This window comes from Microbacterium sp. NPDC008134, from assembly GCF_042957055.1.
GTDB lineage: Bacteria > Actinomycetota > Actinomycetes > Actinomycetales > Microbacteriaceae > Microbacterium.
The window spans coordinates 352,688-365,575 of the sequence record NZ_JBIBHO010000003.1; the positions used below are offsets into that span (position 1 = coordinate 352,688).

Consider the following 12,888-nt stretch of genomic DNA (forward strand, 5'->3'; position numbering starts at 1 on the left):
GCCCACGGCATCCGCTGTGTTAGTGTCTCGATTTATGACAGCGATGTCATAAACGTCGCGCAGCCCGCCCCCGGTATCTGCGACAGGCGAACGACACACCGCAGTGGAGTTTGAGGAGCAACCATGACTGTTCCCCGTAAGAGGGACGAACGACCCGCAGGTCGCATCTGGGCGGCCGCCGGCGCCGCACTGACGGTGACCCTGGCCATGCTGACGCCGCTCCCCGCGGCGGCCGCGGCAGGAGGGACGTTCTCGTCGTCCTTCGAATCAGCGGATGCCGCACCCGTCCTCACAGGCACCGGTGCGCCCGTCAACGTCACCGGCGACCGGTTCGCCCCGGGCAGCCTGCTGCCGTCGATCGCCCCGAACGGCGTCACGGCCTCGGCGCAGAACGCCCCCAACGAGTCCGCGACGTTCGCCGCCGACGCCAACGCATCGACCAAGTGGCTCGCCTTCGTCAACAAGGGGTGGCTGCAGTACCAGCTCACCGCCGCGCAGGTGCTGCAGAAGTACACGCTCACCTCGGGTGGCGACGCGCAGGAGCGCGACCCCAAGAACTTCCGCGTGCTCGGCTCCAACGACGGCAGCGAGTGGACCCCGGTCGACGAGCGCTCCGGCGTGATGTTCACCGGTCGCGGCCAGACCCTCACCTTCGAGCTGGCCGCCCCCAGCGCGCCGTACCTCTACTACCGGCTCGACATCACCGAGAACCGCACCCCCACCACGAACCTCATCCAGCTCGCCGACTTCGAGCCCATCACCGTGATCGACGGCGGCCCGGTCGCGAGCGACCTGCGCCTGACGGTCGGCAACGGCCCCACGGCATCCGACACCGCCAAGACCGGCGTCGGCTTCACGGGCACCAAGGCGCTGCAGTACGCGGGCCGTCACCTCGCCGGTGGCCCCGCGTCGTCGACCAGCACCCTCTACGAGAACGTCGACGTCACCATCGACGCCGACAGCCAGCTCTCGTATCTCGTCTTCCCGAACCTCGACGGCGAGCAGACCTACGCCGCCACCTTCGTCGGCGTCGACCTCACCTTCGACGATGGATCGACCCTCGCCGCGACCCCCGGCGTGACCGACACGTACGGATACCCCGTCGCCGCCGCCGAGCAGGGTCGCTCGAACCGGCTCTGGCCGAACCAGTGGAACAAGGTCACGGTCGACCTCGGAGCCTTCGAGGGCCGCACCGTCGACGACATCCGCTTCACCTACGACCACCCCGACACCGATCTGAAGGGCATCGAGACGCCGACCGCGGCCACGGCCTTCAGCGGCTGGATCGACGACATCGAGATCGATGCCGCCACCCCGATCGACACCTCCGACGGCCTCGTGTCGTACGTCGACACCCGCCGTGGCACGAACTCGACGGGCGGCTTCTCGCGCGGCAACAACTTCCCCGCCACGGCGTGGCCCAACGGGTTCAACTTCATCACCCCGATGACGAACGCCCAGGGTTCGGGAACGCTCTACCAGTACCAGCGCGCCAACGATGCGCAGAACCGTCCGGTGCTCAACGGCATCGGGTTCTCGCACCAGCCGAGCATCTGGATGGGCGACCGCAACCAGTTCGCCGTGATGCCGGCCGCGAACGCGAACCCCACGTCGAACCTCAACGACCGCAAGCTCACGTTCTCGCACGACAACGAGATCGCGCGCCCCGACATCTACGACGTCTCGTTCGACAACGGCATCCGCACCGAGGTGACCGCCACCGACCACGGAGCGATCTACCGCTTCTCGTTCACCGGCGACGCGAGCTCGATCCTCATCGACCAGGTCGCCGACTCGAGCGATGCCGCATCGAAGCTCACGATCTCGGGCGACACGATCTCGGGCTGGGTGCAGGGCGGATCCGGCTGGCCGGGACGCACCCGCATGTTCGTTTACGGAACCTTCGACCGCGCCCCGAGCGCGAGCGGTGCGACCACCGTCGGCAACCGCAACGGCACGGCCCGTTACGCGGCCTTCGACACCGCGGGTGACCGCGACGTCGAGCTGCGCATCGCCTCGTCGTTCATCTCGCAGGAGCAGGCTCAGAAGAACCACGGCTTCGAGCTCGACGGCGTTTCGTTCGACCAGGCCCACACCGCGGTGAAGGATGCCTGGAACGAGCGCCTCTCGGTCGTCGACGACGTGCAGGGCGCGACGGACACGCAGCTCGTCACGCTGTACTCCAGCCTGTACCGCCTGAACCTCTACCCGAACTCGCAGTTCGAGAACACGGGAACCGAGGCGAACCCGGTCTACAAGTACGCGAGCCCCGTCGCCGGCACCACCGGTTCGGCGACCGACACGCAGACCAACGCCAAGATCGTCGACGGCAAGATCTACGTCAACAACGGCTTCTGGGACACGTATCGCACCGCCTGGCCGCTGTACTCGCTGCTCTACCCCGACACGACCGAAGAACTCGTCGACGGCTTCGTGCAGCAGTACCGCGACAGCGGATGGATCGCGCGCTGGTCGTCTCCCGGCTACGCCGACCTGATGACCGGTACGAGCTCCGACGTCGCTTTCGCCGAGGCGTACCTGGCCGGGGCCCTGTCGACCGACACGGCGCTCGAGGCATACGACGCGGCCGTCAAGAACGCCACCGTGCTGCCGGCATCCAACGCCGTCGGCCGCAAGGGACTCGGACAGTCGATCTTCCTCGGCTACACCGAGGCGACGACGCACGAGAGCGCGTCGTGGGGTCTCGAGGGCTACATCAACGACTTCGGTATCGCGGAGATGGCGAAGGCCCTGTCGGAGGACCCGAACACCCCCGCCGACCGCGTCGCGCAGCTGAAGGAGGAGGCGACGTACTTCGAGGCGCGCGCCGAGCACTACGGCGAGATGTTCAACCCGGAGGCGGGCACGTTCACCTCGCGCAACGCCGACGGCTCGTGGACCTCGGGCGCCGAGTTCGACAAGAAGGCGTGGGGCGGTGCCTTCACCGAGGCGAGCGCCTGGACCTTCGGATTCCACGCTCCGCACGACGTCGACGGCCTGGCCGCGCTGTACGGCGGGCGCCAGGGTCTGCTCGACGTGATGCACGACTTCCTCACGGTTCGCGAGAAGGCCGACTACTCCGGCATCCACGAGGCGCGCGAAGCTCGCGACGTCCGCCTCGGAATGCTCGGCATGTCGAACCAGATCGCGCACCACATCCCCTACGTGCTCGCCGAGGCCGGCGACCCGTCGGGGGCGCAGGAGCTGATCCGCGACATCCAGGACCGCCTCTTCATCGGTGACGACATCGGCCAGGGCTACCCGGGCGATGAGGACAACGGCGAGTTCTCGGCCTGGTACGTCTTCTCGGCGCTCGGTTTCTACCCGCTCGAGGTCGGCTCCGGCGACTACACGATCGGAACCCCGCTGTTCGACAGCGCGACGCTGAACATCGACGGCAAGAAGCTCGTGATCAACGCGCCGGGAGCATCCGAGGGCAAGGACTACGTGGCGGGTGTCAGCATCAACGGCACCCCGATCACCGAGACCACGTTCGACGGCGACCTCGTTCGCGAGGGTGGAACGCTCGACTTCACCATGAGCGACACGGCCTCGGCGTGGGGCGCGAAGGACCTCGGCGAGGAGCTCGACGTTCCCGCGACCCTGGTCGACGCGACGAAGGTCGGACGCGGCGTGCTGAAGGCCACCGACGGAACCCCCGTCGGATCGCTGGTCGACGACAACATGAGCTCGAACGTGGCCTTCACCGGCGACGCCACCGAGCTCGTCTGGACCTCGCAGTCCGGCCCGGTCTCGATCGCCCAGTACACGCTCACGAGCGCCAACAAGGCGAACGCCCCGTCGAGCTGGACGCTCGAGGGCTCGGTCGACGGCACCACCTGGACCGAGATCGACAGTCGCACGGCGCAGTCCTTCACCTGGGACACGCAGACGCGGCCGTTCACGACCGCGAACCAGGACGGCTTCACCAGCGTGAAGCTGACGCTGAAGACGGATGCTGCGACGCTGGCGCTCTCGGAGGTCGAACTGTTCGCCTCGGCATCCGCCGCCGATGGACTCGCCATTTCGGCCGGTGCACCCCAGCGGGTCGCCGTCGACACGGAGTTCACGGGAACCCTCGCGACGATCGTCGGGACCGAGACGGATGCCTCCGGCTACACCGTCACGGTCGACTACGGCGACGGCACCGAGGTGACCGACGTGGCGCTGACGCGCGACGACCTGGGTGGCTGGAAGGTGAGCGCTCCGCACACCTTCACCATCCCGGGCACGTACTCGGCGGCCGTCACGGTGCGCGACTCGGCCGGAGCGGTGGCGCAGACCACCGCGACGGTGACCGCGTTCCGCGACCAGACGCTGGTGGGCGCCTTCAACAACGTCTGCATCGGTGATCTCAACGTCACGGCCGCGAACTGCGACTCGCAGGGGCACGGGTACTTCCGCGACAAGATCAACGCCGACGGCTTCGTGCAGGGTCAGACCCTGACGATCCCGAACAGCACGCTGACCTACGACCTGCCGGCGATCCCGGCCGGTCAGCCCGACAACATCACGGGGGAGGGCCAGACGGTCAAGGTGTCGCTCGGCGACGGTGCGACGCAGCTCGCGTTCATCGGAACCGCCACCGAGAGCAACCGCGACTCGGTCGCGACGCTGCACTTCACCGACGGGACGACGCAGCAGGTGACGATCAGTCTCGGCGACTGGGTCGGAGCATCCGGCAACCCTTACAAGGGCAACACGGTGCTGACGATCTCGGAGGGCCGTCTCTCGGGCACGGGTCCCGAAGGCTCGGTCAAGAACACGGCGATCTACGCCACCGCTCCGATCGCGCTCGCGGTGGACGGGGACGGTGCGCCGAAGGTGGTCGATTCGCTGACCATGCCGAAGGAGACGGGCTCGCTCAACAACGGACGCGTGCACATCTTCGCCCTCGCCTCCGACGGCGACCGCACGGCTGCCGCTCCCCTGAGCGTCACGGCCGGATCGGTCGACGGTCAGCTCACCGGTGAGGAGTTCGACGCGACGCTCGCGACGATCGCCGGCGGGCAGGGCGAGACGTCCGCACTCGTCAACTGGGGTGACGGATCGCCCGTCACCGAGGCGACGATCGCCGACGGCACGATCACCGGTACGCACACCTACGCCACCGCCGGCACCTACACGGTGACGGTCACGGCGGACGACGGGGTGCGGTCGGCCGATGCGCAGCTCGAGATCGGCGTCGTCGACCCCGAGCCCGAGTACTCGCCCGAGATCCAGGTGCCCGAGGGCACGGTGGCGCCGGGCGACCGCGTGACCATCACGGGTTCGGGCTTCGCGCCCGAGGAGAACGTGTCGGTGCGCATCGACTCGGAGGCCCCGGTGGTCGTGAAGGCCGACGTGAACGGTGCGATCAGCGCCGAGATCACGGTGCCGGTGGACGCCGTCGACGGCGCGCACCCGGTGGTGGCGCTCGGCGACGTCTCGAAGGTCGAGGCTCGCGGATCGGTGCAGGTGGCGGTCGACCCGACGGCTCCGCGCAACACCTCAGTGTCGCTCGCCGCCGGGTCGGACGACCCTGTCGCGGGTGAGTCGATCCCGCTGATCGCGACGGTGAAGCCCGCGGGCGCCGCCGGAAAGGTCGACTTCTTCGAGGGCGACGAGATCGTCGGCTCGGCCGAGGTCACCGGGGGCACGGCCACGGCCGACGTCACCATCGCGACCTCGGGTGCGCACACCTACGTCGCCCGGTTCGTGCCGTCGGATGACGCGGCCTTCCACGCCTCGGAGTCGGCACCACTCTCGATCGAGGTGCGAGACACCCCGGTGCTCGAGGCCGAGCTCGTGATCGGAGCGGGAACCGTGCAGCAGGGTGGCACGGTCGAGGTCGCAGGGCGCGGGTTCGCGTCGGGTGAGACGGTGTCGCTGACCCTCTTCTCCGAGCCGATCCACCTCGCGGATGCCGTGGCCGACGAGTCTGGAGCGTTCCGTCTCGCGGTGACGATCCCGGTGGATGCCGAGGTCGGCGCTCACACGCTGGTCGCCGTCGGTGCCGACTCCGGCCTCACCGCGGAGGGTGCCCTCACGGTCACCGCCGCGCCGGCCGTCGGTGGTGGCGGAGGCGGTGACGGTCTCGCCGGAACCGGTGGAGCCGTGCCGATCGCCGCTATCGCGCTGCTGATCCTCCTGCTCGCCGCGGGTGGCGTGCTGGTGATCCGCCGGCGTCGCGTGGAGTCGTAGCCCCCGCGCACTCCCCACAGAAGCCGCCCTCCCCACCCCCGGGGGAGGGCGGCTTCACTTCTGCGCGGCGGGGCCCTTCGACAGGCTCAGGGACCCAGTTCTTTGTGGAGGGGCCCTTCGACAGGCTCAGGGGCCAAGTTCTGGGTCGCTGAGCCGCACCTCACTGGGTCGCTGAGCTGCACCTCACTGGGTCGCTGAGCTGCACCTCACTGGGTCGCTGAGCTTGTCGAAGCGCCCCCGCCCCGAGACCGCCCGATACGCTCGCGGGATGGATTCCGAGCGCGAGACCGTGGTGCGCGTCACCCCGAACGCTCCCTGGCTCCCGCCCGGCGGACGCGCCGAAGTCGTCCGACGAACGCTCCCGCCGCGCCCGATGTCGATCGTCCGATTGCTCCTGCGTCGCGACGGCCAGGCGTTCTGCATCCCCCGGTCGGAGACGGGAAAGCTCGACCTCCCGACGCGACGGACGGATGCCGACGACCCCGACGGCTCGCTCACGATCCGTGCACTCGCCGCAGAGGTGATGGGCGTCGATACCGAGCTGACCTTCGTCGGCGCTGTGCGCAACGTCGTCGAGCGTTCGACGAACGACTACGCCTGGCCGACCCCGCTCGCCCACTTCGGTGTCTGGGCGTCGCCGGATGCTCCGCTCATCGACGGCACCTGGGTCGATCTCGCGACCCTGGCCGATCGCCACTGGCATCCGCTCGTCGACTGAGATCTCGTGGGCGAACCTTCGACAGGCTCAGGGACGGAGTTCTTCGTGGTGGGGCCCTTCGACAGGCTCAGGGACCCAGGTCTTCGTCGCTGAGCCGCACCTCTCGCTGGGTCGCTGAGCCTGTCGAAGCGTCCCGCCCCGAGGAACGCCTCAGACCGAACGCAGGGTGTGCTCGGCGGTGTTGAGCCGCTCGCAGCCGTCGGCGGTGAGCACCACGATGTCCTCGATACGGGCGCCCCACTCCCCCGCGAAGTAGATGCCGGGCTCGATGCTGAAGGCCATGCCCTCGCGCAGCACGAGGTCATTGCCGGGGGCGATGTACGGCTCCTCGTGCACCGAGACGCCGATGCCGTGGCCCGTGCGGTGCAGGAACGCCTCGCCCAGCCCGGCATCCGCGAGCACCTGCCGGGCAGCGGCATCGACCTCGGATGCCGTGACCCCGGGTCGCGCGGCATCCACCGCTGCCTGCTGAGCCCGCACCAGCACGGCGATGCGCTCGGCGGCCTCCGGCGCCGGCGTGCCGACGACGTAGGTGCGCGTGCTGTCGGAGTTGTATCCGCTGGGCACCGCTCCGCCGATGTCGACCACGACGATGTCGCCGTCGTCGATCACACGATCCGACACCTCGTGGTGCGGATCGGCACCGTTCGGTCCGGATCCGACGATCACGAACTCGACCGTCTCGTGCCCCTCGGCGACGATCGCCTCGGCGATGTCGGCGGCGACCTCGCGCTCGGTGCGGCCCGCGCGCAGCCACTCCGGAACGCGACGGTGCACGGCGTCGATCGCTTCGCCGGCGCGACGCAGCTCGACGACCTCGGCGGCATCCTTGATCATGCGCCCCTCGCGCAGCACGGGCGTCGCGAGCTCGAGACGGATGCCGAGGCGCTCGCCGATCGGAACGACGTGCAGGGCGGGCAGAGCATCCGACACGCCGACCCGGGAGACCGACCCCACGGCCGCCGCGACCAGATCGTACGGGTTCTCGCCGTCGACCCAGTCCGACACCGCGAGTCCGAGCGTGCCGACGGCCGTGCTGCGCACCTTGGCGAGCTCCATGCGAGGCATGACCACGGTCGGCGCGATGCCGGGACCGAGCACGAGCGCGGTCAACCGTTCGATCGTGTCGCCCTCGACACCGACGAGGTACTGCAGGTCGGGTCCGGGACCCACGACGACGGCGTCGAGTCCCGCCTCGGCGGCGAGAGCGGATGCCCGATCCAGACGGGCGGAGTACACGGAAGACGAGAAGGGGAGGGTGCTCACCCGGCCCACGCTACTCCCCGCCGGGCCCTCAGCTGATGGCGAGCCGGATGCGCTCGGTCAGGAGCTTGCGGTTCGAGGCGGTGAGCTCGAGCACCGCGTAGGCGGTCGGCCACATCGTGCCCTCGTCGAGGTTCGAGATGGGCTCGAAGCCGAACGTGCCGTAGCGCACCTTGAACTTGCTCGCGGGCTGGAAGAAGCAGAGCACCTTGCCGTCCTTCCCCCACCCGGGCATGCCGTAGTACGTGCGGGGCATGAGCTCGGGGGCGACCTCCATGACGAGCTCGTGCAGTGCGGTGGCGAGCTTCTTGTCGTTCTCGTCGGGCAGCTTGGCGATCGCTTCCTTCAGGTCGGCCTCGCCGGCCGCACGCTGTTCCTCGGGCGTCTTCTTCGCGCGGGAGCGCTTGGCCTTCGCCTCCTTGGCAGCGGCCTGCATGGCCTCGCGTTCCTCGGCGGTGAAGTTCTTGGTGTCGCCCTTGGTGTCCTCGGCCATGACGGCTCCTCTCGGGGATTTCGGTGATGGGATCAGCGTAAGGATGCCGGTGCCCCCGCGGCTTCTCGATTCGTGATCGATGCGCGGGTCATCGCAGCAGGAAGGCGAGTTCGGTCGTCCACGCCGTCTTTCGCCGCTCGACGCGGGGGTCGGTGCGCAGGATCTCGAATCGACCGTCCCACTCCCCCGACTGCGGCTCGGCGGCGAACTCCCGACTCTGCGCGGGCGCCCAGGTCAACAGCATCCGATTGGCCTGCATCGAACTGCCGCGGTACGCGAGCACGGCGTACTCACCCGCCGGAGACGAGCCCGCGCGCACGCGCTCGTCACCCGGCGCGATCGTGTCGAGCAGGCCCACCTCGATCTCCATGTCGCCGGCCATGTCGACGCGGTGGAGCCGCAGGAAGAACGGACCGCCGGCGGCGACGTGGTGGTCGTCGAGCCACGATGACAACTCGGTGATGAGTGCATCGCGCACCGCCAGCATGCCGCGGAACGGGGTCACGATGCGGATGCCGAGACTCGGTCTCTCCGCTCGCGCCTCGATACGCGGACCGTCGACGACTTCGAACGCCATGCGGCCATGATCCTCCGACCGATGCGACGCGTCCAGGCATATCGGTGCGTCACACGCGAAGATCACCCGGTGAGAGCCGGTTAGTGTGGGGAGCATGGACCTGCGCGTGGCGGCGTACGCGGTCGTCACGGATCAGGACGATCGCCTGCTTCTCGCGCGCTGGATCGAGGGCCGTCGTGTGGCCTGGACCATGCCGGGCGGAGGCCTCGAGGCCGGGGAGTCGCCCGAAGACGCCGTGCGACGCGAACTCCGCGAGGAGACCGGGTACACGGTGAAGGTCGGCGAGCTGCTCGGCATTCACTCCCGTGTCATCCCGGCGAGTCAGCGCGTGCACAAGGCCGATCAGCCTCTGCACACCCTGCGCATCGTCTACCGGGCGACCGTGACCGGCGGCAAACTGCGGTACGAGACCGACGGGTCGACCGACATGGCGGCGTGGTTCACGCGCTCAGCGGTGGCGGAGCTGCAGCGGGTGAAGCTGGTCGACATCTCGCTGCGCATGGCCGGGATCTTCTGAGCCCGAAACGGAACGGATGCTCCGCAGAAGAGCAGATGCTCAGGCCCGCGGTTCCTCGGAAACCGAGATGTCGGCGACGGTCGCGCCGTAGGCCGCGATGAGGTCGTCGGCTTCGACGAACAGGCTGTACCCGTGCGCTCCCGCGCCCATGGCGATGCGCTGGCCGACGATCGACTCATCGGCGAAGACGGGCCAATCGGTGGTGCTGCCGATCGGGACGATGGTCCCCCGCTCATAGCCGGTGGCGGCGAGGGCCAGATCGGCTTCGGGGAGACGCAGCTTGTTGACGCCGACGACAGCGCGCAACTTCGGCCACGAGATCGAGCGTCCGCCCGGGATCAGCGCGAACAGATAGGTGTCATCGGCGCGCTTGACCACGAGGGTCTTCACGATGCCGGACGGGTCGAGCCCCAAGAGCTCGGCTGCCTCGAAGAGGCTCCGCGCCTCCGGCCGCTCGCGGATCTCGATGTCGAGTCCGCGAGCGGCGGCGGCGTCGGTGACCCGCGCGTGCGGGTCGGTGGAGGATTCGGCGCTCACGCGTCGGGAGCGGAGAGCGGGTCGTCGGCGACCCAGAGCTCGTCGTCGGCGCGCAGAGCGGTCCACGCGGCGTAGAGCACCGCGGCGGCCGCAGCCGCACCGAGGATCAACGCGACGATCGAGCCGAGGCCCGAGCTCTTCTCCTGGGACTTCTTGTGCTGCTTCTGCGCCTTCTTGATCTTCTTCGAGACCGGGGCGACGATGCCGTGGCGCTTGTTGTTCGCGACGTCCCAGGCGCTCAGTGCCGTGCCAACGACGCCACCGACGATCGGGACGACCTTGTCGTCAACGACGTGCTTGCCGATCTGCACACCGCGATCGACCACGGGGGCGACGCGACGGTTGTAGGTGTCCTGCACCACCGGAGCGACCTGCTCGCGGTTGAAGTTTCCGAGCTGGCGACCGGCTTCGCGGGCGACACCGGCAGCGTGCCCGACGAGCTCCTGCTGCGCCTCCCAGAGCTGGTTCGCGTCCTTCTGAAGACGACGCAGTTGCTTCTTCCGCTTGCGGCTGAGGCTCACGATGCTCTCCTGTCGATGTGGAGTACGGGTTCCCCATCCTGCCAGACAAGTCTGTATAGGGGGAGGGAATCGCCCACCCCTTGACTTATCCCGAGATGTGCAGGAGAACCCGGCTCGCACACGGGAAGCTCTGCGAGAATGGACGTATGCCTCACGCTTCCCATGTCGCAACCCTGCACACCAACCACGGTGACATCGTCATCAACCTCTTCGGCGACCAGGCCCCGAAGACGGTCAAGAACTTCGTCGGCCTCGCCGACGGCACCCAGGAGTGGACGCACCCCGCGACCGGCAAGCCGGGCGAGGGTCCCCTCTACAAGGACGTCATCTTCCACCGCATCATCCCGAACTTCATGATCCAGGGCGGCGACCCGCTCGGTCAGGGCGTCGGCGGTCCCGGATACAACTTCAACGACGAGATCAACGCCGAGCTCAACTTCGACCAGCCGTACATCCTCGCGATGGCGAACGCCGGCCTGCGCCGCAACGCGATCACGGGCGAGGTCGAGGGCACGAACGGTTCGCAGTTCTTCATCACGACCGACCCGACGCCGTGGCTCAAGGGCAAGCACACCATCTTCGGCGAAGTCGCCGATGACGCCTCCAAGGCCGTCGTCGACAAGATCGGCTCGGTTCCGACCGCCGCCGGCGACCGTCCGATCGAGCCCGTCGTTCTGCAGTCGATCGACATCGTCGCGGCCTGACGCCAGCGATCGCCGATCCGGATGACGACGCCTGAGTTCGCGAGCAATCGCGACAACTTCTGTTACCGGCATCCGGATCGGCAGAGCTTCGTGCTCTGCCAGCGCTGCCTGCGCACGATCTGCGGCGAGTGCCAGACGCCCGCCGCCGTCGGGGTGATCTGCCCCGAGTGCATGAAGGCCGAGCGCAAGAATCGCACCCCCGCCCAGAAGCGCGCCGAGCGTCGCTGGGGCGGCGGCCGCGGGCCGGCCATGGCGATCACCCGCAGCGGTCGCCCGGTGGTCACGTACGCGCTGATCGCCGTGACCTCGCTCATCGGGCTCCTACAGCTCATCCCCGGTATCGGCAACGCGATCACGCAGCAGATGGTGTTCGCCGCGGCGTACCTCTTCCCCGATCTGTCGGGGCTCCCCTTCGAACCGTGGCGTCTGCTCACCGCGGTCTTCGCCCACGGCGGCTTCGTGCATCTCGCCCTGAACATGCTCGCGCTGTTCATGATCGGTCAGAGCCTCGAGCCCATGCTCGGTCGGGCGCGGTTCCTCGCGCTCTACCTGATCAGTGGTCTCGGCGGATCCGTGATGGTCGCGATCCTCGATCCGAGCCAGCCCACGGTCGGAGCATCCGGTGCCATCTTCGGCATGATGGCCGCCCTGCTGATCATCGGTCGCCACATCGGCGCCAACGTCACGGGCCTCCTGGTGATCCTCGGGATCAACTTCGTCTACGGTCTGCTCTTCGGCGGCGGACGCATCTCCTGGCAGGCGCACCTCGGCGGACTCGTCGTGGGCGCGCTCATCGCGTACATCCTCGTCAAGACGAAGCGTCGCGAGCAGCGCATCTGGCAGATCCTCGCGCTCTCCGCGGTGACCGTCGCGCTGCTCGTGGCGGTGTTCGTCGTGCCGCCGCTGATCATCCTGGCCTGATCCTTCCGGCCTGATGAGGGGTTGTTAACAACTCTGTTAACACCTGTGAATAACAGCCGTGTAATTCTCCCCAGGTGTGGATAGTCCTGTGGATAACTCTGTGGGCGGCTTGTGAGTTCCTGGGGATATCGAGTCCTGGCGATACTGCTTCCGAGAACGACGAAGGCCCCCCGCCGGAGCGGGGGGCCTTCGGAGATCGTGGGGGCTGAGGTCAGCGCCAGCGGGTGGTCATGAGGAAACCGATCAGCGCGATGCCCAGTCCGATGCCGAGGTTCCAGTTGCCGAGACCCGGGATCGGGAACTGCTGTCCCGAGATGTAGAACACGAGGATCCACGCGAGGCCGAGCAGCATGAAGCCGATCATCACCGGCTTGAACCACACGGCGTTGGGAGCGGCGTCGCCTTCGGCGCGCTCGACGGTGGGCTCTTCGTTGTTTCGGTCTCGGGCCATGTC

11 protein-coding genes are annotated in these 12,888 nt (G+C 68.3%); 5 read left to right on the forward strand and 6 right to left on the reverse strand.

What is annotated here, in order from left to right; all coding sequences use genetic code 11:
- The first annotated feature begins 123 nt into the window (after nucleotides 1-123).
- Together ACFY9N_RS15250 and ACFY9N_RS15255 are read left to right on the forward strand one after the other, a co-directional pair.
- A complete protein-coding gene (locus ACFY9N_RS15250; RefSeq protein WP_391479649.1) occupies nucleotides 124-6,183 on the forward strand; it encodes a GH92 family glycosyl hydrolase in 6,060 nt (2,019 codons plus the stop codon).
- 268 nt (nucleotides 6,184-6,451) lie between these two features.
- A complete protein-coding gene (locus ACFY9N_RS15255) occupies nucleotides 6,452-6,901 on the forward strand; it encodes an NUDIX hydrolase (RefSeq protein WP_391479650.1) in 450 nt (149 codons plus the stop codon).
- Between the two features lie 150 nt (nucleotides 6,902-7,051).
- Here the strand turns inward: ACFY9N_RS15255 and ACFY9N_RS15260 are convergent, their stop codons facing one another.
- The 3 genes from ACFY9N_RS15260 to ACFY9N_RS15270 all read right to left on the reverse strand — a co-directional run bounded on the left by ACFY9N_RS15260 (nucleotide 7,052) and on the right by ACFY9N_RS15270 (nucleotide 9,234).
- The gene (locus ACFY9N_RS15260) at nucleotides 7,052-8,167 is read right to left on the reverse strand and encodes a M24 family metallopeptidase (RefSeq protein WP_391479651.1); all 1,116 of its coding nucleotides are present in this window, start codon (nucleotides 8,165-8,167) and stop codon (nucleotides 7,052-7,054) included.
- A gap of 28 nt (nucleotides 8,168-8,195) precedes the next feature.
- On the reverse strand, nucleotides 8,196-8,657 hold the full coding sequence (locus ACFY9N_RS15265) for a hypothetical protein (RefSeq protein WP_391479652.1): 462 nt from the start codon (nucleotides 8,655-8,657) through the stop codon (nucleotides 8,196-8,198).
- A gap of 88 nt (nucleotides 8,658-8,745) precedes the next feature.
- On the reverse strand, nucleotides 8,746-9,234 hold the full coding sequence (locus ACFY9N_RS15270) for a hypothetical protein (RefSeq protein ID WP_391479653.1): 489 nt from the start codon (nucleotides 9,232-9,234) through the stop codon (nucleotides 8,746-8,748).
- 94 nt (nucleotides 9,235-9,328) lie between these two features.
- Between ACFY9N_RS15270 and ACFY9N_RS15275 the strand changes: the two genes are divergently transcribed.
- Nucleotides 9,329-9,751, forward strand: coding sequence for an NUDIX hydrolase (locus ACFY9N_RS15275; RefSeq protein WP_391479654.1), 423 nt, complete (start codon nucleotides 9,329-9,331; stop codon nucleotides 9,749-9,751).
- A gap of 39 nt (nucleotides 9,752-9,790) precedes the next feature.
- Here the strand turns inward: ACFY9N_RS15275 and ACFY9N_RS15280 are convergent, their stop codons facing one another.
- Together ACFY9N_RS15280 and ACFY9N_RS15285 are read right to left on the reverse strand one after the other, a co-directional pair.
- Nucleotides 9,791-10,219, reverse strand: coding sequence for an aminoacyl-tRNA deacylase (locus ACFY9N_RS15280; protein ID WP_391479693.1), 429 nt, complete (start codon nucleotides 10,217-10,219; stop codon nucleotides 9,791-9,793).
- Between the two features lie 65 nt (nucleotides 10,220-10,284).
- On the reverse strand, nucleotides 10,285-10,809 hold the full coding sequence (locus tag ACFY9N_RS15285) for a DNA helicase (RefSeq protein ID WP_391479655.1): 525 nt from the start codon (nucleotides 10,807-10,809) through the stop codon (nucleotides 10,285-10,287).
- Nucleotides 10,810-10,955: 146 nt separating this feature from the next.
- Between ACFY9N_RS15285 and ACFY9N_RS15290 the strand changes: the two genes are divergently transcribed.
- Together ACFY9N_RS15290 and ACFY9N_RS15295 are read left to right on the forward strand one after the other, a co-directional pair.
- A complete protein-coding gene (locus ACFY9N_RS15290) occupies nucleotides 10,956-11,513 on the forward strand; it encodes a peptidylprolyl isomerase (RefSeq protein ID WP_247633396.1) in 558 nt (185 codons plus the stop codon).
- A gap of 21 nt (nucleotides 11,514-11,534) precedes the next feature.
- On the forward strand, nucleotides 11,535-12,434 hold the full coding sequence (locus tag ACFY9N_RS15295) for a rhomboid family intramembrane serine protease (protein ID WP_391479656.1): 900 nt from the start codon (nucleotides 11,535-11,537) through the stop codon (nucleotides 12,432-12,434).
- Nucleotides 12,435-12,645: 211 nt separating this feature from the next.
- Here the strand turns inward: ACFY9N_RS15295 and ACFY9N_RS15300 are convergent, their stop codons facing one another.
- Nucleotides 12,646-12,885, reverse strand: a complete 240-nt coding sequence (locus tag ACFY9N_RS15300; protein WP_391479657.1) for a cell division protein CrgA — start codon at nucleotides 12,883-12,885, stop codon at nucleotides 12,646-12,648.
- Nucleotides 12,886-12,888: the final 3 nt, after the last annotated feature.